Origin of the sequence: Shewanella denitrificans OS217 (assembly GCF_000013765.1) — a bacterium.
Classification (GTDB): Bacteria; Pseudomonadota; Gammaproteobacteria; order Enterobacterales; family Shewanellaceae; genus Shewanella; species Shewanella denitrificans.
On the sequence record NC_007954.1, the window covers coordinates 1373015 to 1394718 of the forward strand.

General features: G+C 47.4%; 15 protein-coding genes. 10 read left to right on the forward strand and 5 right to left on the reverse strand.

The annotated features are described in order from the left end of the window. The first annotated feature begins 69 nt into the window (after positions 1–69). The 4 genes from dnaJ to SDEN_RS19745 all read left to right on the forward strand — a co-directional run bounded on the left by dnaJ (position 70) and on the right by SDEN_RS19745 (position 4841). Positions 70–1203 (forward strand): molecular chaperone DnaJ, encoded by a 1134-nt coding sequence (gene dnaJ / locus SDEN_RS06150; protein ID WP_011495629.1) that lies wholly within the window; start codon positions 70–72, stop codon positions 1201–1203. Positions 1204–1314: 111 nt separating this feature from the next. Then, positions 1315–2712 (forward strand): DEAD/DEAH box helicase, encoded by a 1398-nt coding sequence (locus SDEN_RS06155; protein WP_011495630.1) that lies wholly within the window; start codon positions 1315–1317, stop codon positions 2710–2712. 73 nt (positions 2713–2785) lie between these two features. Beyond that, the gene (gene dinB, locus SDEN_RS06160) at positions 2786–3862 is read left to right on the forward strand and encodes a DNA polymerase IV (protein ID WP_011495631.1); all 1077 of its coding nucleotides are present in this window, start codon (positions 2786–2788) and stop codon (positions 3860–3862) included. Positions 3863–4202: 340 nt separating this feature from the next. After that, the gene (locus SDEN_RS19745) at positions 4203–4841 is read left to right on the forward strand and encodes a helix-turn-helix domain-containing protein (RefSeq protein ID WP_011495632.1); all 639 of its coding nucleotides are present in this window, start codon (positions 4203–4205) and stop codon (positions 4839–4841) included. 127 nt (positions 4842–4968) lie between these two features. Here SDEN_RS19745 and SDEN_RS06170 read toward each other — a convergent pair whose 3' ends face one another. The 5 genes from SDEN_RS06170 to barA form a co-directional block, all read right to left on the reverse strand. Continuing rightward, positions 4969–6315, reverse strand: coding sequence for a DUF1501 domain-containing protein (locus SDEN_RS06170; RefSeq protein ID WP_011495633.1), 1347 nt, complete (start codon positions 6313–6315; stop codon positions 4969–4971). A gap of 32 nt (positions 6316–6347) precedes the next feature. Beyond that, positions 6348–8285: a DUF1800 domain-containing protein gene (locus SDEN_RS06175; RefSeq protein ID WP_011495634.1), complete on the reverse strand. Its 1938-nt coding sequence runs from the start codon at positions 8283–8285 to the stop codon at positions 6348–6350. Between the two features lie 304 nt (positions 8286–8589). Further along, positions 8590–9588 carry an AEC family transporter gene (locus SDEN_RS06180; protein ID WP_011495635.1) on the reverse strand — a complete coding sequence of 333 codons (999 nt, stop codon included), beginning with the start codon at positions 9586–9588 and terminating at the stop codon, positions 8590–8592. A 99-nt stretch (positions 9589–9687) separates the two neighbouring features. Beyond that, positions 9688–10284 (reverse strand): YjaG family protein, encoded by a 597-nt coding sequence (locus SDEN_RS06185; RefSeq protein ID WP_011495636.1) that lies wholly within the window; start codon positions 10282–10284, stop codon positions 9688–9690. Further along, entirely contained in the window at positions 10274–13126 is a 2853-nt protein-coding gene (gene barA, locus SDEN_RS06190; RefSeq protein ID WP_011495637.1) for a two-component sensor histidine kinase BarA, read from the reverse strand. The genes SDEN_RS06185 and barA overlap by 11 nt, the downstream gene beginning before the upstream one ends. 101 nt (positions 13127–13227) lie before the next feature. On the opposite strand from barA, the gene rlmD reads away from it, so the two are divergent. From rlmD to ftsB, 6 genes are all read left to right on the forward strand, one after another. Beyond that, on the forward strand, positions 13228–14634 hold the full coding sequence (rlmD, locus tag SDEN_RS06195; RefSeq protein WP_011495638.1) for a 23S rRNA (uracil(1939)-C(5))-methyltransferase RlmD: 1407 nt from the start codon (positions 13228–13230) through the stop codon (positions 14632–14634). 210 nt (positions 14635–14844) lie between these two features. After that, a complete protein-coding gene (relA, locus tag SDEN_RS06200) occupies positions 14845–17052 on the forward strand; it encodes a GTP diphosphokinase (RefSeq protein ID WP_011495639.1) in 2208 nt (735 codons plus the stop codon). Positions 17053–17137: 85 nt separating this feature from the next. Further along, a complete protein-coding gene (mazG, locus tag SDEN_RS06205; protein ID WP_041405708.1) occupies positions 17138–17995 on the forward strand; it encodes a nucleoside triphosphate pyrophosphohydrolase in 858 nt (285 codons plus the stop codon). 117 nt (positions 17996–18112) lie between these two features. Further along, complete coding sequence (locus SDEN_RS06210; protein WP_011495641.1) at positions 18113–19750, forward strand: CTP synthase; 1638 nt, start codon at positions 18113–18115, stop codon at positions 19748–19750. Between the two features lie 257 nt (positions 19751–20007). Beyond that, entirely contained in the window at positions 20008–21303 is a 1296-nt protein-coding gene (gene eno, locus SDEN_RS06215) for a phosphopyruvate hydratase (RefSeq protein ID WP_011495642.1), read from the forward strand. Between the two features lie 98 nt (positions 21304–21401). Continuing rightward, entirely contained in the window at positions 21402–21701 is a 300-nt protein-coding gene (gene ftsB / locus SDEN_RS06220) for a cell division protein FtsB (RefSeq protein ID WP_041405709.1), read from the forward strand. The last annotated feature ends 3 nt before the right edge of the window (positions 21702–21704 follow it).

A 21704-nucleotide genomic window follows, 5' to 3' on the forward strand; every position in this document is an offset into this window, starting at 1 on the left:
CCCGTTTGTCCAATTAATCTAAGGTAAGTTTTAGCCCCTTATCTTGGGATATTCGAGAAAAACAACACTATGTCAAAGAGAGATTATTACGAAGTATTAGGTGTGGGTCGCGATTCGAGTGAGCGTGACATCAAGAAAGCCTATAAGCGCTTAGCCATGAAATTTCACCCGGACAGAAACCCAGGTGATAAAGCGGCTGAAGCCAGCTTTAAAGAAATCAAAGAAGCCTATGAAATATTGACCGATGGCGATAAGAAAGCCGCTTATGATCAGTTTGGTCATGCAGGCGTCGATCCTAACCGTGGCGGTGGTGGTCATGGTGGCGGTGATTTCGGTGACATCTTTGGTGATGTGTTCGGTGATATTTTTGGTGGTGGTCGCCGCGGTGGTCAACGTCAAGCGGCTCGTGGTAGCGACTTACGTTACAACTTAGAGTTATCTTTGGAAGAGGCCGTTCGCGGACTCACCAAAGAGCTGCGCATTCCAACCTTAGCGGCCTGTGATTTATGTGATGGTAGTGGCGCGAAAAAGGGCACCTCGGCTTCAAGCTGTGGTACCTGTCATGGTCAAGGCCAAGTGCAGATGCGCCAGGGTTTCTTCGCCGTGCAGCAAGCCTGTCCGACCTGTCATGGCCGCGGTAAGATCATTAAAGATCCTTGTGGCAAGTGTTACGGTGAAGGCCGGGTCGAGAAGAGCAAAACTTTATCGGTTAAAATCCCAGCTGGCGTTGATACCGGTGATCGAATTCGTTTAGCCGGTGAAGGTGAAGCGGGAGAATTTGGTGCCCCAGCAGGTGATTTGTACGTCCAAGTGAGCGTGCGCGAGCACGGAATTTTCACTCGCGATGGCAATAACCTCTACTGTGAAGTGCCGATTTCATTCAGTAAAGCCGCCTTAGGTGGTGAGATTGAAGTGCCGACATTAGACGGCAAAGTCAGCCTTAAGATCCCAACTGAAACCCAAACTGGTCGCATGTTCCGTTTACGTGGCAAAGGGGTTAAGTCGGTTCGCAGTCATGCTATCGGCGATTTGCTTTGTAAAGTCGTGATGGAAACCCCGGTTAACTTGAGCGAGCAGCAAAAAGAGCTACTGCGCGAATTTGAAGCCAGCCTCACAGGGGCGGGAGCCTCTAAGAAACACAGCCCTAAGGCTGAAGGTTTCTTCGATGGGGTGAAGAAGTTCTTTCAAGACTTAAATAGCTAAGTCTTTTAGTTATTCAGCCAAACCTAAGAAACCACTCAGATGATGAGTGGTTTTTTTATGCCTTAATGGGTAGACTGCCAAGCTTGCTTCCTTGAATATATTGATCATCTAATGCCTCGTGAAAACAGCTCGCCATCTGAACCTACCTCGTCTTCGTTAAACCATCTGCCCCCGCAACAGGCTAAGCTTGCTCAATCTGTATCTTTTAGCCAGCTTGGGCTCACTAAGGCGTTAGTCACTGCTTTACCTAAGGCACTTGTCAGTGCCACAGACATTCAGCGACTTGCCATTCCAGCGGGGCTTAAGGGTAAGGATGTGTTGGCATTAGCCCAGACGGGTAGCGGTAAAACCTTAGCCTTTGGCTTGGTAATATTAGAAAAGCTGTTGTTGCAGGCAAAAGAGAAAAGCGTGGCGCAAGATAAGCCCAGTGCCTTAGTCATAGTGCCCACCAGAGAACTAGCTCAGCAAGTTCATCATGAGCTGAATACCGTGGCGATGAAGCTAAACCTGACTAGCGCCATAGTGTGCGGCGGCGCTGACCTAGATAAGCAAATTGATGCCTTAGCGCAGGGGCCACAGCTGTTGATAGCGACCCCTGGTCGGCTGCTGGCATTAGTGCAAGAGAAAGCCGTGAGCTTAAGTGACATCAAACACTTAGTGCTCGATGAAGCTGACCGTTTATTGGAAATGGGCTTTTGGCCTGACATTCAAAAAATTATCGCCTTCATACCCGCTAATTGCCAAAAGTTGCTGTTTTCGGCGACCTTGCCAGTACCCTTGAGAGAACTTGCCGACAGTTTGCTGTACAAACCCCAGCGGATTGAAGCCAAGGCTGCCAGTACCCAAGTGGCAGAAATCGAAGAGCGGGCCTATTTAGTCAATAAAGGCAGCAAGGCTCAGGCGCTGATCGCTCTGCTAAAAGATGCCCCGCTGAAACAAGCAGGCAATAAACAAACAGGCATTAAACAGCCATCGCTGCAGACCTTAGTCTTTATTAATGGTAAGGATGATGCCGACAGCCTAGCCAAAAAGCTCAACAAGGCAGGGCTGAATGCCAAAGCCCTCCATGGTGATAAAGAGCAAAACATCCGTGAGCAAACACTGGCAGAATTTAAGCAAGGCACAGTCACAGTGCTAGTGGCCACAGATTTACTGGCAAGAGGGATACATTTGTCAGAGTTGCCCCAAGTGATTAACTTTGCCTTGCCAGAGTCTGGGGCCACCTACGTGCACCGTATTGGCCGCACCGGCCGTGCAGGGGCTAAAGGCTTAGCGATTTCGCTGGTGTGCCATGGGGAGTCTCAATACCTTGAGGCAATAGAAGCCTTTACTCAAAGACCGCTAAGGCTCGATGCTTTAGCAGGGTTTCCTGTCACAGATAAACCTGCCCCAGAAACGGCGGCTAATGCTCGTCATACCGACAAACCTAAGCGTGCCCCAAGGGATAAACAGGCTAATCGACGCAGCATGAACAAGAAGAGCATTAAAGACTTTCAAAGCAAAAAGTAACTCGGCACGATAGCAGTTGATCACTGTTTTTTTATACAGTAATATGAGTTTCCCTCATTACTGTGATTAACCTATGCGTAAGATCATTCATATCGATATGGACTGCTATTTTGCCGCCGTTGAAATGCGTGACTTTCCTGAATTTAAAGGAAAACCTTTGGCCGTGGGTGGCCGAAGTGATCGCCGAGGTGTCATCAGTACCTGTAATTATGAGGCAAGAAAATTTGGGGTGCGCTCGGCCATGTCGAGCCACAAGGCTTTGCAGCTTTGCCCTGACTTGGTATTAGTGCCAGGTCGGATGGACGTCTACAAGTCAGTCTCAGCGCAAATACGTAGCGTGTTTGCCCGCTACACAGACATCATAGAGCCCCTGTCCTTGGATGAAGCCTATCTGGACGTCACAGACAGCCCTCACTGTAAAGGCAGCGCTACCCTGATGGCGAAGGCCATACGTGAAGAGATATTCGAACTCACAGGGCTCACGGCTTCAGCCGGCATAGCACCGATTAAATTTTTAGCCAAAATTGCCTCAGATTTAAATAAACCCAATGGCCAATACTTGATTACCCCAGAACGAATCCCGGCGTTCGTGAAAGACTTACCCTTAATTAAAATTCCTGGGGTAGGCAAGGTCACCGCAGCCAAACTCGAAGCCTTGGGCCTGCTTAATTGCCAAGATGTGCAGCAATACCCAAAAGATAAACTGATCCATGCCTTTGGTAAGTTTGGCGTTGTGTTAATCGATCGCGCCCATGGCATAGACCCTAGGGCCCTGAGTATGGATAGGCTGCGAAAATCTGTAGGGGTAGAAACCACCTTAGCCCAAGATATTTATAGCCTAGAGCAATGCCATCAAATTCTGCCAGGGCTTATTCAAGAGCTGGGCAGCCGCTGTGCTAAGAGCGCTAAACAGAGGCAAATTCACAAGCAAGTGGTGAAACTTAAGTTTTCAGACTTTAAGCAAACCACCATAGAGCACAGAAGTGATGAGCTAAACATTAACTTGTTTTACGAGTTACTGTCCCAAGCGTTAGCCCGCAGTCAAGGCCGTGGCATTCGCTTATTGGGGGTGAGTGTGGGCCTGAGTGATAACCAAGTCAATGAGCACGCGCCTTCCTTTTACGGCGCCCAGCTTGATTTAGGTCTGTAAGGGTTATCATTCATCGATTTTTTTAAAATAATCTAACGTTTTCAACTTGTTCACTAATGCTAAACAGGCTAGAGTCAGTGAGGCAAATACCTACAGCTTTATATCTTGCAGAATATAACTACCTAGCCTCTGCGCGCCAAATGACAATGGCCTAAGTGAACCCTATTTTATGATGAGTTGATGGTTCTGCCGTTTTTGTCATAGCGATGACAGGATTATTTCGCAGGTTTGTCCAGGTATGTCATAGTTATTGCGCAGGTATGTCATAGGTTTGTCGTATCCCAAGTGTGGGTTGTTTACTTATTATTCATGCACTTATTATTAAATAGAGTGCCAACTAATGAATTCAGATAATGTAATAGTGAATATGGAATTAAAAAAAGATCTACTTATCGCAGAGCGCGAAGCCAGGGCCTGGAGTCAAAGTCATTTGGCGGAAGTCACGGGCTTAAGCTTACGCACTATACAGAGGATTGAAAAATCAGGAACGGCTTCATTGGAGTCGGTTAAATCTTTAGCTTCTGTGTTTGAAATGAGCATTGATGAGCTTAAGGCGGATATCGATGAGCCTACAGCAAGCAATGTGAGTGCTGACTCACAAGGTGGACTTAAGTCTCCTTCGACGCTTAACACTGGCGATGACCTTATGGGTAACCCAAGCACTGATAACAGCGGGGCAAACAACTGGTTGAAGCATTGGTTTAAAAAAAGCAGCACTCAGGCCAATATCATCCACTTAAGCCTATTAGTGCCAATATTGTCATTGGGCCTATATTTATTATGGGTGGACAGTGAGGCGATACAATGGGTTCATCACTTACGTGATGCCATTTTTAGCAGCACGATTTCCCAAACACGATTAGATAAGATCAGTTTCATCCTGTTAATTATAGCCGTGGGGCTGCCTTGCCTATTGCCGGGTGTTATCTATGATGCCATCACAAGAAAAGGCATGTTTAGCAAGACGATGCACAAGTAAAAAGTATGAAGGAGTCATACCGACTTTTTCAATCCAACCCATGGATGAAGCCAGTGGAGCAGCTAACTTGAGTTAGCTGCTTTTCTTTATACCGGTAAATTTTGCTCGTCTGAATGATTATTTATCACTAGCTGGCAAATATGGGCAGTGTTTGCTGGTTAAAGTTGCTTAGATTAGGAAAAAGATCATTCAGGCTACTACTGGATGCACCAAACCAATTGGCTAAGGTAGCAAAGTATTGCTCATTGGCTATTTGGGGAATAAGCCTGCCACCGCCCACATCATATTGACTCTTTAATGCTTGCTGCAGCACTTGCCCATAGATCTCGCCGCCTTTTACCGCCCCGCCCATCACCAGTTGATTGCCCGCCCAGCCATGATCTGTACCATCGCCATTTGAGCTTAAGGTGCGGCCAAAATCAGACATGGTAAAGCTTGTTACACTGTCCTGTAAATTAAGCTGGCTGAGGGCGGCATCAAACTCTGCTAACCCTTGGGCGAGCTGTCCTAAGAGGGCCGGTTGCGTGGTGACTTGGTTGTCGTGAGTGTCAAACCCTCCCATTGTCACGAAAAACACTTGTCTGCCGACATTAAGCTGTGGCTGCACAGATAAGGTCTTAGCCACGGCTTTAAGTTGATTCGATAGTGACGTATCACTAAAGAGATTATCCAGATTAGTGGCATTGGCTAGGCTTAGGTTAAGCATCTCAGTATTGGTGATAGATTGACTTAATTTGTCGCTGTAACTGGCCCCCAATGGATGGCTAGCCGCGGCCAGCATTTGCTCCAGCTGTGCTCTAAACGCTAAGGTTTTATTCCCGCCGCCATTAAAGGCATGTATCTTAGTGACCCCAGACTGACTCATGGCAAAAGGGCGGGTGTTGGGCGCAGTTTGCCACAAGTTATTACCTCCAAGGGAGATATTGGCGGCAAAGTTAGTGTTTTGCTCTAGTATCTCAAGTAATCGGCCGCCCCACCCGTAATTTAGGCTAGATTTTTCCCGGCCTTGCATCCAAGTGGCTTGCTGATCGTTGTGAGAAAACAAAAACTTAGGGACTTGTGCGCCGCCTTGTTGGTATTGGCTCAGGCTCAAGGGACTAATTAAACTGCCCACAGCGGGAACGACCCCCAGTCGCTGTTGATTAAATATCGGCACCAAGGGGGCGAGGGCGGGGTGAAAACCAATGCCGCCATCCACAGGGCTTGTGGGAGATAACGCCAGTGGGGAGCTTACCGCTAGGTTTTGCCTGCTGGCTAAATAGGCCTTGAGGGGCTCACCTTCTAACGGGATAAGCATATTCAATGAATCACTGCCGCCAAACAGGAACACACAGACTAGCGCCTTGTAGTCGTTAAGTTGACCGCTATTGACCATGCCAGTCATGGCCTGCAGTTGCAGGCTGCTTAAGGCCGCCATGGAGACCGAACCTTTAAGACAGAGTGAGAGGAAATCGCGTCGGGTAAAGTTATTCATGCTAGCTCCAAGGGGCTGTGGATCTTTCAAAATTAGTACTGCACTAGATAATCGGGTGAAATCGTAATGGTAAACAAGAGGTAAGCCACTTGTTGATACTGAGATGATGATTTCCAAATATCGTGGATTTGCCTTAAACGCTCCTTGAACTCCGCCGTCATAGAGGAGCTGAAATACACCCTGTCATAGTGGTTGAGCAGTGCTTCAAGCCCCTGTTGCTGCAAGATATCCACGTGAGTTTGCAGGCTTACCATAATGCGATTTTCGCTAGGATTTTGACTCAGCTCCTTGATGTTCCACACAAGCCCACCGTATTGGCTGTTGAATTGGCCAATCAAGGCAGCGTCATTGGCGATTTGAAGCTCTGGGGCGACTAAATCTAACGGCAGGAGATCGGCACTTTGATAATCGGGCCTAAAGAAGTTGAACACTGAAGGTGAGCCTAACGGCGTCTGACCGTGGCTGTCATCTAAGGACCAAGTAAAGTAACGTCCACTGGGGCTTGCTGCGTTAAGCTCGCGCCACAGGTGGGTTGTACGCAGTAAAGGCTCACGAATTTTACCAAAATATTGCAAGCTTCCAATGGTCTGACGGGCCTCATCATCGAGCAAGATAGCGCTAATGGTGGCGCCCAAATCACCGCGAACACCTTGACCGTTATCATTAAATACCTGGGCAATTCTTTGAATATATTGCGGGCTAGGGTTTGAGGTGACTAAACGTTGAATAAGCTGCTGACCGATAAAAGGCCCCACATTGGGGTGGTCAAACAGATTATCTAAGGCTTGGGTTAAATCTTGTTTGGCCGCTTGCCCGCCCGCAAGGACAGTTCCATTCAGTAAACTTTTTTCTTCTTGGGAATGAAAATCCTCCCAAGGCTCCATGGGCAGAACGAAATTACGGCTGGGTCTATTCCAACGGGCACTGGCGGCAAACGTCCAGCCGGTAAACACATGGGCAAAGCCTTCTATTTCTGTTTGGCTGTAGCTGGCTATTGGCTCACCTGTGCTTGACAGTATTGGGCTACCGTCGAGATTTAATTGCTTAAGGCCTATGGTGAAGAGCTGCATGACCTCGCGAGCAAAGTTTTCATCGGGGCGTATATTGAGTTCTGTATTGGCTTTTTCATTGCCTAAATGGCTTAAATAACTGCCCATCACAGGGGACAAGGTCACCGCCTCGAGTAAATCGCGGTAATTGCCAAAGGCGTGCTGAAGCAGTAAATCATAATAGCCTGTCATGCCCTCAGGCTCACTCTTCAAGGCGTTGTTCGCATCTGAGACCACAAAAATTTCACTTAAGGCGAACGCCACGCGCTGACGCAATTGATCCGGCGCCGTGAGTGAGGCTTTCCACCAGGCATCGAGACGATTAATTTGCGCGGGGGCATCCTTGCCAGGGTAGTTTTCTAACAAAGGCGAATGTAGGCTAGCGGGCAGGGCTATCTGCTGGGCTATCCATTCGTGTTCACTAATGCCGGTGGCGTGATTTAAGTCAGCACTAGTGGGGCCTAATGTGGCTTGATGCAATAAACGTCCCGCTTGTTTATCTGTCATGGCGCGCTTGGCTTCTACGTCAATATCAGCATTGGTGCTATTGCCTTGATTATCTGTCACTTGCACCCTGAAACTGTACTGATCTGAGCGAATGACATCAGTCACCACTGGGGTGAAGGTTAAACTCGCTTCATCTGTCTTGCTCAAAACAAGGCTTGGTCCTGCAATTTGTTGCCATAAGTAACTCTTGATGCCATCGGCATCGCTTGCCGTAACGCTGATGGTAATCGCCGTACCTTGGCGAGCTGGGCTTGCCAGCGGAATGACATTCACTACAGGAGCCTGGGCTGTTGGCTGCGGGGTGATGGGGGCAGAATTTGGTTCAGATGCGCTATCATCCGAGCCACCACCACATGCACTGAGCAGTAGCATTGCACTGAATAAAAGCTGATATGAATAGGAGTTAGATGCCATGTTTGCTACCACTTTTAGTTGACGTATTTGTCATATGGCAATGATTCTGGTGGTCAATTGAGCATTTTGCAATGGCATAAAAAAAGATTTTTCAGACACTTTTTTGACACTTCAATGTCGAGGATTAAGGCGTGTTAAAATTGTGTTAAAAAGTGATGTGACTCAGTGGAATAGCTCAACGAGCAAGTTATTGACGTCAGCCAAAGGGCTGACACAGGGGGAAATTTTTTTTAATTTAGTTAAATAATAGTTTGCAAATTGGCTTATCAGTCCGTCATAGGCGGCTGAATTTGGAGAAGGTGAATTAAAACCCCTTAGATAACAGGCTTTCAATGATAGGCAAACTGATGAAGGTTAGCACTGTGCTTATCAAGATGGCAAAGGCGCTCTGGGATGTGTGAACTTGATAGCGCTGAGCCAATAAATACACGCTCGCCGCTGTAGGCAATGACGCTAAAATCACTCCCATGGTGAGCCATTGACCCTCAACCTTAAATAGGCTGAGTAATGCATAGGCCGTTAAAGGTTGAAGGATGAGCTTAAGAAAATTAATCAGATTAAGCTCTATGATGAATGCCTTATCCCAGCGAAGGCTACCTGAGTCTCTGTGCATGGCTTTGGTAAGCACCATGCCTATGGCAAAGAGGGCGCAAGGGCTTGAAGTGTTACCCACTTGGTGCAACATCTGGCTGAGGCTCTCGGGGAGATTTAGGGCGGCTGCAGAGACTCCAACCCCCAAGGCACTGGCAATCACTATGGGGTTTGAGCCTAGCGCGTGCAGCATGATCATTAAAGGATGGGAGGCTTGGATCTGATGTTGGTCAGTTTTTTTGCCCGTTAATGCCTTACTGGTGGCGATTTCTATGCTCACTAAGGCAAAGGCAAACATGACAACAGACAATAAACTGGCGATAGCGGCAGCCACTAAGGCACTTTTGTCATCGGGAAATAACATGCCCAGTAAGGGAATGCCAATAAAGGCGGTATTGCCAAAGGTGGCATTCAGGGCCCGGATCGCGGCAAGTGCCGATTTTTCAGGGTTGGCCCAATAAGATAGCCCTAGGGCAATCACATAGGTGAACACCATGCTAAGGCTTAAGGCGCAGATAAAACCCCACTGAGTAATGGAGGCGAACGGGGTCTGGGCTAAGGCGATAAACATGATGGCGGGAAACGCCACATAGTACACATATTGATTGAGTATGTTGTCGCTGTCGCTGGGGAGCAGTTTACTTTTTTGAACTATGGCCCCAAGTAGCATAATGCCAAAAACTGCGGCTATGGGGGTGAGAGTTGGGCTCATTGCTAGGTCCTGCTTAAAATGATACCAATTCGATTAAGTGAGGTGCATAAGCCAGTTATGCACCTCATGGAATAGCGAGTTAACTAGACCCTGTGCTCGTTATAAGCTGATGCCGATATTAGACACACCCGCTTCGATGACATCTTTGCGCAGGCCTTTGACAAGCTCGGCATTGATATCAGGATTCGCTTCTATGATAGCTAATAAGGCATCTTGCAGTTCTTTTTCTTCTTGCATCACTTCGTGGGCAAACACATAGTCATCCAAGGCATCATCGGCTAGGCTAACATCGCTAATGGCTTCAATATAGTTGGCCACAGTGCTCGATGATAATTTACTGATATTAATGATGTCTTCTTCATTTTTGCCATCAATAGCGGCCATCAACATACCAATACCGACCGCAGCATCCATGGCGGGATAGACACCATAAGCTTCAAATTGACTCGGATCAGGGGTGTTGTCTTCGAGGCGCTGTAGATGCACGTCTATATTAAACTTAAGTTTCTTGTCGTACTGAGACTGCCATAACAATTCTAAGGCGGTAGATAATACTTTTGGCTCACCAAACTCACAGACTTCACTAAAAAGTTGATAGTTAGGCAGCATGCGCTGGCACAGGGCGATAGAAAAAAGTTGCTTCTGTGGCAGCGAGAGGGCTTTAAGGCGTTTGAAAAAACCTTGTTTATTGGTCATGGTTAATATCCGCTGATAGCTGTGTTATCACTTGATTTGCTGCCGATTCTACCTTAGTTAACTCGTCAAGTAACTCTAGTATTTCCGGTTCGAGATCAAGAATGGGCGTTAATTTCTTAAGTGAGGACTCGAGCGCATGACAGAGTTTCTGAGTATTAGGCACGCCGCAGTAGAGGCTCGCACCATGCAACTTGTGAACTGTGTACAGCATCTTGTCTTGGCTTTGTTCCTCTAAGGCGTGTTCTAGGTGTTCTATGGTCTCAGGCAGGGATTTAACCAGCATCCTGAGCATCTCTAAGGCCAAATCTTGCTTTTGATTCACTTGGGTGAGACACATTTCCCAGTTTAGGGTCTGTAAATCAAAATGGGTAAATTTAGGCTTGCTGACCCAACGCTCAATTACGGCCTTAAGGGAATTTTCATCTATAGGTTTAGGTAAATAACCGTCCATACCACTGTTAAGAATACTCTCTTTCTCTTCCGACAAGGCGTGAGCCGTGACCGCTATGATAGGGGTGTTGCGGTTCATCGAGGCTTGACGAATAAGCCTGGTTGCCGCGAGTCCATCTATGCCAGGCATTTGGATATCCATGAAAATCAGATCAAATTGTTGGCCCTTGGCAAGCTCGACCGCAGTTTCACCTCGACTCGCGGTAACTACATTGGTAACCACTTCTTGCAGCAAGGTATCGATAAGCATAAGGTTTGCCGGATTATCATCAACGGCGAGCACGGACATGCGTTGTCTTTGATAGCTTTGCTCTGGTGCAAGCTCTGGGATGATGAGGTTTTTTGCTGGTGGGTATATCAACTGCCTTGCCAAGGCGTAATCGCTGATGGGCGTGATAACCAAGATATCGACGCTGTTACGCAATTGACTGACCATGGTTTCGTGCTCAAAGCAGTCATGCAACAGGATAAGGCTAGTGGCCTTAGATCTGGCTTGTTGCAATTGCTGGCCTAAGGCTTGGGTGGTATCGAATCCATGGCAGCTGATAAGGGCATAATCATAATGGGGTTCGGGCTTGGCTAAGGTCTGGGTGAGTTCATCTATGCTGCACACACTGGTTAGTGACAATTGCCATGAAATTAAACGCCGGTTAAGCGTCTCACGGGTTAAGGTGCGCGGCTCGTACAGGAGCACAGATTTGCCGTGCAACACGTCCATAGGTAAGACTTCACCGATTTGAAATTGACTCAAATTTAAGGGCAGAATAAACCAAAAGTTTGATCCCTTTTCACTGCTTGAGGTAAAGCCTATCTGGCCGCCCATTTTATTGATCAAACGCTTGGTGATAACAAGACCGAGTCCGGTGCCGCCAAAACGGCGCGATATGGAGGAGTCGGCTTGGCCAAAGGCTTGAAACAGGTATTCTTGCTGACTGTCATCTATGCCAATCCCTGTGTCTATGACTTCACAGCGCAGGGTCACTCTATCGTCCGTTTCAGCCACCAGAATTACTTTAAACACCACACTGCCTGAGTCGGTAAACTTAATGGCATTGCCCACAAGGTTGGTGATGATTTGGTTGACACGCATGGCATCGCCGCTGACGTGCTCAGGGACATTTTCATCTATGTCTATCACTAGCTCAAGCCCTTTAGCTTGCGCGCTAGGGGCTATGATGGTGATGGTTTCGGCGACAGTTTCACGCAGTGAAAAAGGCATTTTTTCCAATTCCATCTTGCCAGCTTCAAGTTTAGAGAAGTCTAAAATGTCGTTGATAATGCCTAGGAGGTTAGTGGCGCTGCGGTCGATGGTTTTAATGTAGTCCAGCTGACTGGCATGCAGTGGGGTTTTAATCAGTTGCCTTGCAAAGCCTATTACTCCATTGAGAGGGGTGCGCAGTTCATGGGACATGTTGGCCAAGAACTCAGATTTAATTTGGCTCGCTTCCTGGGCGCGTTTCTTGGCTAAGTCGAGTTCGACGTTTTGTATTTCAATCTGCTCTAAGGTTTCCCTGAGATCGAAGGTTGCCTGATCGATATTCTGCTGCATTTCATCATGGTATTCGCTTAAAGAACCTGCCATGGCATTAATGCCACGTTTCAATAAGTCCAACTCACCGATAAGGTTGCCATCCAAGCGAGCATCCAACTTGCCTTCACGAATTTTTGCCACCACCCGCACCATCTCGGTGATGGGGAAGTTTACGTGTTTCACTAAGCGGAAGGTGAAGAATAAATTGAACTGCACCCCAATGAGCACAATAACGAAGGCGGCAATGGCGGCCCTGTGTTGCTCCAATAAGGCATTCTCTTTATTGAGCAAAATGGCAATGTAGCCCAGTAATTGTTGGCCCTCTTTGGTTTCCATGCTTGCTGCGGGGACGGCCTGGCTAGTTCCTGGGTGGGCATTGGGGCTGGCTGTGCCAGTTTGGGCAAATAAGTTGATGCCAGCCTTGCCAGTATTTGAGACAATTGGCATACGTATGATGAGCGAATCTTCCAAGGTCTCAAATTCATCTGGATTTAAACGCTCCAGCGCTTCTTTATAACGCATGCTTTCGAAATCTTTGTGATAATGGGACGTCACAAACAAATGATTTTGAATATCGAAGATGGCAATGGAGCGAATAAGGGCAGAATTACTCAGCTGAGATGCGGACAGTAAACGCTTGGTGACTTCACGGTTATCAGCCAATAGACCGAACTCGCTGGCAATCGCTAAGGGCTCCACTATGCTTCGACCTTGAGCAATCAAGGTCTCTTCGAGCTCATAAAAGCGGTTTATGGTAAAATAGCTGCCCAGTAGGATGCCGACCAGTACGGTTGGGGCTAATGCCAGTACCAAGACCCAAGAGCGCAGACTGTATTTGGTCAGATTATTAGCGCTTTTCATAATCGTGGCTTGGATCCCTAACACATAAGAAATGATATTCAGTCTAGACTGCCAGAAATGACGCACGCTTGACTAGTAATTTATTAATATTCGAGGCCTAAATGGCGCAATTTTTTAAAGAAAAAGCGAATAAATCTAAACAGCTATCCCCTAAGCTTAGTCTAAACGTCACTCAACTTGATCATCTTGGCGCAGGCATGGCCCAACATCAGGGTAAAGTGGTATTTATTCCTCAGGCTTTGCCAGGTGAGCGGGTATCGGTGCAATTGACCGACCAAAAAAAGAGTTTTGCTAAGGCGAAACTGATTAAAATAGAGCAGCAAAGCCCTGAGCGGGCCGATGCCAGCTGCCCCCATTACGGTCACTGCGGCGGGTGTGATTTGCAGCACTTAGCCCTGGATGCCCAGCAAAATCATAAGCAGCAGAGCTTAAATGAATTGATGGTGAAGTTTTCTGGAAGCCCTGTTATTGACCCACAAGTGCAAGCAGCACCTTTAGTGTCCCCGCCTTGGCATTATCGCCGCCGCGCGCGTTTAGCCACTTACTTTAACAACAACGACAAGAGCTTAAAATTGGGCTTTCGCGCCCTCAGTAGCAAGCAAATCGTACCCATTAAACAATGCCCCGTATTGGCCGAGCCATTATCGGCACTGATCAACCCGTTTTCCCTATTACTGGCGCGCCTTAAAGCCAAGGCAAGTCTAGGCCATCTCGAATTAACCCAAGCCGATAACGGCACCTTTGCGGTATTAAGGGTGACTAAAGTGTTGCCTGCGGCCGACATTCGGGCCTTGGCAAGCTTTGCCCTAACTCAGGGCATTAATCTGTTGCTGCAAGATGACAGCGGCGCCCTAACCGATGTGATGACTATGGCGCCTGCTGAAGACGAGGGGGCTACCCAAGTTGAACAATCAGCACTAACCTTGCCGGAGTATGCTTTGAGTCAAGGCCAAGTCAGTTGCCAATTTACCCCGGGTAACTTTGTGCAGGTCAATGCCGAGGTTAATCAGCGCATGGTGGAGCAAGCGGTCAATTGGCTTGATCTTCAAGTGGGAGAGCGAGTATTAGATTTATTCTGCGGCGTGGGGAATTTCAGTTTAGCGCTGGCAAACCGAGGCCAGAACCTAGATGGGCTAGAAGTCATTGGGGTAGAAGGCGTGCCCGAAATGGTGCAGCAAGCTCGGGAGAACGCCAAGCGCAATAATCTGGCGAACTTAAGCTTTTATCATGCTGACTTAAGTGCTGACCTTTCAAATGAAAAATGGCTTGGGAAAATCGATAAGCTATTATTAGACCCCGCCAGAGCCGGCGCGTTTGAAAGCTTGCAATGGCTACAGAAAATGAAACCTAAAAAAGTGGTTTATGTGTCTTGTAACCCAGCAAGCTTAGCCCGTGACTCTAGCGTGCTGCTCAGCCAAGGTTACCAGCTTAAGCAGTTGTCCATGATAGACATGTTCCCGCAGACGCACCACATTGAAGCTATGGCGCTATTTGAAATTGCCACTTAACTATCGCCACTTAACTATCGCCACTTAACTATCGCCACTTAACTATCGGCACTTAATATTGGCATTGCTTGACTTGTTTTGTGCACCAAAGCTTATATTTTATCCGCTTGAATGGGATGGGATTGACAATCTAATTGGAATGTTCAAGATAAAGCTTTTTTATGCTTTATACATTAAAAAAATTGTACCTAAAGTACTAGGAAGACGACTATGGTCTCTGTTCGTGAAGCACACTTTAATTCGCCGGATTTTCAATTAGATGAGTGGGTTGCCCGCTATATTGAACATCCCGAGGATGCGCAAATTGTACTTAAGCTCATCACTGAGTTAGAGACGCTTGGCTTTGAATCAAACGCCGAGCGACAAGAAGTGATGGAGCGTGCTCGCGAAATGATAGAGATTTTAGCGCCGCTTAACATGGACATAGAAACCCTGCAGGCCTCGCTGCTGTTCGTGCTGCTGGATGCGGGCAAATTGACTGAACTTAAAGTCGAAGAAGATTATGGCCCAAGACTTGGGAGTTTAGTCTCAAGCGTTGTGACCATGAATGCCATCGGCGCCTTGAAAGCCAGCAAAGATAATCGCTCCGGCGAGCCGCAAATCGATAACATCCGCAAGATGCTGCTGGCTATGGTTGAAGATGTACGCGCTGTGGTGATTAAACTTGCCGAGCGCGTGTGTTTGCTTAGGGCTGTTAAAAACGCCGATGAAGAAACACGAGTGCTTCTGGCCCGAGAAATTGCCGACATTTATGCGCCTCTGGCTAACCGCTTAGGCATAGGTCAGCTCAAATGGGAGCTTGAAGACCTCTCCTTTCGCTATCTGCACCCAAACACTTACAAAGACATCGCCAAGCAGCTGGATGGTAAACGCCTCGATCGAGAAACCTTCATCGATAAGTTTGTGACTCAGTTGCAGCAAAGATTAGATGCCGATGACATTCGCGCCAAGGTCTATGGCAGACCGAAACACATCTACAGCATTTGGCGCAAGATGAAGGGCAAAGATCTAAAATTTGATGAACTGTTTGATGTGCGCGCCGTGCGCATCGTCACCGATCGTCTGCAAGATTGTTATGGTGCGTTAGGTGTCGTGCATACCCTTTGGCATCATATTCCCCGCGAGTTTGATGACTATGTGGCTAACCCTAAACCTAATGGCTATCAATCTATCCATACCGTGGTGGTAGGCCCAGAAGGCAAGACGGTAGAAATCCAAATTCGCACCGAAGCCATGCATCAAGATGCAGAGCTTGGGGTGGCCGCTCACTGGAAATACAAAGAAGGCCCGCAAGCGGGTAAGCAAAGCGGCTATGAAGAAAAAATTAACTGGCTGCGTAAGATTTTGCAGTGGCAAGAAGATGTGGCCGAAAGTGGCAACTTGGTGGATGAAGTGCGCAGCCAAGTGTTTGAAGACAGAGTCTATGTCTTTACCCCAACAGGTGAGGTGGTGGACTTACCCTTAGGCTCAACCGTGCTGGATTTCGCCTATTATGTTCACTCCCAAGTGGGGCATAAGTGTATTGGCGCTAAGGTCGATGGCCGTATCGTGCCCTTTACGTACCAAGTGCAAACCGGTGAGCGCATCGAAATTATCACCTCTAAGCACCCCAATCCTAAGCGCGACTGGCTAAACCCAAATCTTGGTTATATTAAGTCGTCTCGTTCACGCTCCAAAATTCAGCATTGGTTTAAACAGCAAGATAGGGATAAAAACATTCCAGCGGGCAAGGAAATGTTGGAGACAGAGTTATCCCGCATTGCCCTTAAGCTTAAAGATGCCCAAGTGGCGGTGGAGCGCTTTAATTTAAACAGCATGGATGACATGTTGGCGGCGCTTGGCGGCGGCGATCTAAAGTTAAACCAAGTGGTTAACTTTATTGAAAGTAAAGTGCGTAAGACGCCGGATAGTGAACAAGAGTTAGTCGAAGAAATCATCAAAAAAGCCCAACCTCGCAAGGGTAAGAGCGGTAAAGGCCAAGTGGAAGTTAATGGGGTAGGTAATTTACTGAGCCATATTGCCCGCTGTTGTCAGCCTGTGCCTGGGGATGAAATCTTTGGCTATATCACCATGGGCCGCGGCATTTCCGTGCATCGCAGCGATTGCGAGCAAGTTAAAGAGCTAATGCGCGTTCACCCAGAGCGTGCCGTCGATGTGATTTGGGGGGAAAACTACTCAGGGGGCTACCGTCTTAGGGTCCGCGTGGTAGCCCATGATAGAAGTGGTTTACTGCGAGACATCACGACAGTGTTAGCGGCGGAGAAATCCAACGTAATGGCCATGAGTTCATCTTCAGATATCAAGACCCAAACGGCCACGGTAGAGCTGGAATTGGAGCTCTATAACCTCGATGGACTAGCCCGGGTAATGGCAAAGCTTACTCAAGTGGAAGGGGTGATTGAGTCGCGGCGCTTATAAAGCTCAATAAAGCGTAACGTCATTGATGTGCCAAGCATGTAGACGACAGACATTAGACGGAAAGTGGCAGAAAACAGGCAGTAATATGAGCACCGAGCAAACAGTGAATTTACAGCCTTTACTGGCAATAATGGAGAAACTTAGGGATCCGGCTACAGGCTGCCCTTGGGATCTGGCCCAGCGCTTTGACACTATAGTGCCATTCACCTTAGAAGAAGCATATGAAGTCGCCGATGCCATAGAGCAAGGTGACCTAGCTCATCTGCCCGATGAATTGGGTGACTTGTTATTTCAAGTGGTGTTTTATTGCCAGCTTGGCAAAGAGCAAGGCCTGTTCGATTTTGCGACTGTGGTCGAGCGCATTAGTGACAAGCTTATTCGCCGCCATCCCCATGTGTTTGGCCCTATGCAAGATGAGTCTGCCGCTAGTGGTGTTAAGCCTGAGCTGAATACTCAAGCACTCAACGCTGCTTGGGAAGCGACTAAAGCCCAAGAGCGTCAGCAAAAGCAGTTACTGTCAGTGCTTGATGACATCCCTAAGGCTTTGCCAGCCTTAACTCGCGCGGTAAAAATTCAAAAACGTGTGGCTAAGCTGGGATTCGATTGGCCAGAGCTTGAACCTGTGGTGGCCAAAATCCACGAAGAAATTGATGAAGTCATGGTGGAGGCACGCCTACTTGACAGCGACCCTGAAACTTATTTTCCTAAAGTGAAAGATGAAATGGGGGACTTGTTGTTTGCCGTGGTGAATCTTGCTCGCCATTTAGGGGTCGACCCCGAATCTGCATTACGTCAAGGAAATCACAAATTCGAGCAGCGTTTTCGCGGTGTCGAAGCCTTGGCCGCCGCCAGTGGCAAAGCCATGCAAGCCCATACGTTGGCCGAGCTCGATGGCTATTGGGATCAAGTTAAGGCAGGTTTAAAGGCGGCTCATAAGGAATAATCTCCATTTTATCCACCTTTGGGTTTGTCGAATCTCAGATGCTTTGGTATACTATCGCCCCGTCCTAGTGCTTTCTTACAAGCACGTTTTTTCTACTCTCTTATTCTCAGGTTCAGCATGACTACAAGATATATATTCGTTACTGGTGGTGTGGTTTCATCACTAGGAAAAGGTATTGCAGCAGCATCGCTCGCAGCAATTTTAGAGGCTCGGGGCCTAAACGTAACTATCATGAAGCTGGACCCCTATATCAACGTCGATCCGGGTACCATGAGCCCGACTCAGCACGGTGAAGTGTTCGTTACCGAAGACGGCGCTGAGACTGACTTAGACTTAGGTCATTATGAGCGTTTCATCCGTACCAAGATGAACCGTCGTAATAACTTCACCACGGGTCGTATTTACGAAGAAGTCTTACGTAAAGAGCGTCGTGGCGATTACTTAGGCGCCACCATTCAGGTTATTCCGCATATCACCAATGCCATTAAAGAGAGAGTCATCGCGGGCGGCGAAGGTCATGATGTGGCTATCGTTGAGATTGGCGGCACTGTGGGTGATATCGAGTCATTGCCATTCCTTGAGTCAATTCGTCAATTAGGTGCTGAGCTTGGACGTGATCGCACCTTATTTATGCATTTGACCTTAGTGCCTTTCTTAGGCGCTGCCGGTGAAATTAAAACTAAGCCAACCCAGCATTCTGTAAAAGAGTTACGTTCAATCGGTATCGCACCTGACGTACTGGTTTGCCGTGGCGATCGCGCTGTGCCTGCTAACGAAAGAGCGAAAATCTCGCTATTTTGTAACGTAGAAGAACGTGCGGTTATCTCACTAAAAGACGTGGATAGCATCTACAAGATCCCTGCACTGTTGCGCTCACAAGGCTTAGATGAATTAGTGATAAAGCGTTTCAACATAGATTGCAAAGAAGCGGATCTTTCTGAGTGGGAAAACGTTATTTATCAAGAAGCTAACCCAAATGGTGAAGTAACCATAGGTATGGTTGGCAAGTACATTGAATTGCCTGATGCCTATAAGTCAGTCAACGAAGCCTTAAAGCATGCGGGCCTTAAAAACCGCGTGACTGTGAACATCAAATATATTGATTCACAAACCGTAGAAGCCAAAGGCGATGAAGTTTTACAAGGCTTGGATGGTATTCTAGTGCCAGGTGGCTTTGGTGAGCGCGGCGTTGAAGGTAAAATCCTGGCGGCCAAGTTTGCCCGTGAAAACAAGCTGCCATACTTTGGTATTTGTTTAGGCATGCAAGTGGCGTTAATCGAGTTTGCTCGTAACGTGGCTGGCATGGCGGATGCTCATTCAACTGAATTTAACCCAGCATCACCGTTCCCGGTTGTGGGCCTTATCACAGAATGGATAGATGAAGATGGCCAGCTTGAGCTGCGTCATGAAGAGTCTGATTTAGGCGGCACTATGCGTTTAGGCGCGCAGTTATGTCACCTTAAAGAAGGCACTAAAGCGGCCGAGGCTTATAAGGGTAATACCTGTGTCGAGCGTCACCGTCATCGCTATGAAGTGAACAATAATTATGTCGACAGGCTTGAGAAAGCGGGCTTAATATTCAGCGGCTTATCTTCAGATCGTAAGCTGGTTGAGATGATAGAACTTGCGGAGCACCCTTGGTTTGTTGCCGGTCAATTCCACCCTGAATTCACCTCAACACCTCGTGATGGCCACCCACTATTTGAAGGCTTCATTGCTGCTTCGTTGAGCCATCAGAAACGTATCTTAGGTTAATGAATAAGCCGCTAGTTATGCTAGCGGCTTTTTTATCTTTAGTTGCGCTAGGTGCGCTCACTCACGTTTATTATCAACACAGTTGATGCAAACTAAGATTCATTCTATCCTATAAGCTTAAAAAGTTAGGTTTATTACCAAACTGAAAATTAAATACCAATAATTGCACAGGTTTTACTGTTTCTCTGAATGATTATTGGTATTGATTTTCTTTTTTAAACTTAAACTTTCAATATTACTCAGAATACGAGGGAATTATGGCTAACATTATTAACGTCATTGGTCGCGAAATCATGGATTCTCGTGGTAACCCAACGGTTGAAGCAGAAGTGCATTTAGCCGGTGGTTTTATCGGTATGGCTGCTGCGCCATCGGGCGCCTCTACCGGTAGCCGTGAAGCCTTAGAATTGCGAGATGGTGATAAGAGCCGTTACTTAGGTAAAGGTGTGCTTAACGCCGTTGCCAACATCAATGGCGTCATCAAAGCGGCCTTAATGGGTAAAGATGCTGCGGCTCAAGCTGAGCTTGATCAAATCATGATCGATTTGGATGGCACGGAAAATAAAGACAAGTTAGGCGCCAACGCGATTCTTGCTGTGTCGCTTGCAGCGGCAAAAGCGGCGGCTATGTCAAAAGGCATTCCTTTGTATGCTCATATCGCAGAATTGAATGGCACTCCTGGGGTTTACTCTATGCCTGTGCCTATGATGAACATTATCAATGGTGGTGAGCACGCCGATAACAACGTCGATATTCAAGAGTTTATGGTGCAGCCTGTTGGCGCTAAAAATTTCCGTGAAGCCTTACGTATGGGCGCGGAAATTTTCCACAGTCTTAAGAAAGTACTGCAAAGCAAAGGCCTAAGCACGGCAGTGGGTGATGAAGGTGGTTTTGCACCTAACCTTGCTTCAAACGCTGAAGCCCTAGCGGTAATTAAAGTGGCGGTGGAAGAAGCTGGCTACAAGCTTGGCACAGACGTGACCTTAGCCCTTGATTGCGCGGCCACTGAATTCTACAAAGATGGCAAGTATGACTTAGCCGGCGAAGGTAAAGTCTTTGACTCAAATGGTTTTTCTGACTTCTTAAAGTCGTTAGCTGACCAATACCCCATCGTGTCTATCGAAGATGGCCTTGATGAATCAGATTGGGAAGGCTGGGCGTACCAGACTAAAATCATGGGCGACAAGATCCAGTTAGTGGGCGACGATTTATTCGTGACCAACACCAAAATCTTAACCCGTGGTATTGAGAACAATATCGCTAACTCTATCTTAATCAAATTTAACCAGATTGGTTCCTTGACTGAGACACTGGCAGCCATTCGCATGGCGAAAGAAGCGGGCTATACGGCTGTGATTTCACACCGTAGTGGTGAAACTGAAGACTCGACCATTGCCGATCTTGCCGTAGGCACAGCAGCGGGCCAAATCAAGACAGGTTCTCTGTGTCGCTCCGATCGCGTGGCTAAGTACAACCAATTGCTGCGCATCGAAGAGCAGTTAGGTGAGAAAGCCCCATACCGTGGTTTGAAAGAGATCAAAGGCCAAGCATAATATTTTGCTTTAGCTAAAAAAAGGCCACCACTAGGTGGCCTTTTTTGTTGTACTATAGCCCAACCTAACTCCGCACTTATTCGATTACTATCGGTATTATGAATAGATTATTACTCGGCCTGTTTATTCTTCTGGCATTACTTCAGTACCGGCTCTGGTACGGTGATAACAACATGACGCAATATGTGCATTTGCAAAAGCAAATTGCCAGTCAAGAGGAGAGTAATCAAAAGTTGGTGGAGCGCAATCAGGTACTTAAAGAAGAGATTATCGACCTTAAGCGCGGTACCGAAGCCTTGGAAGAGCGCGCCCGCAATGAACTTGGCATGGTGAAACAAGGGGAAACCTTTTACCGTGTTGTGGGTGTAGAACCCAAGGCGGGGGCCGACTATGAATAATCG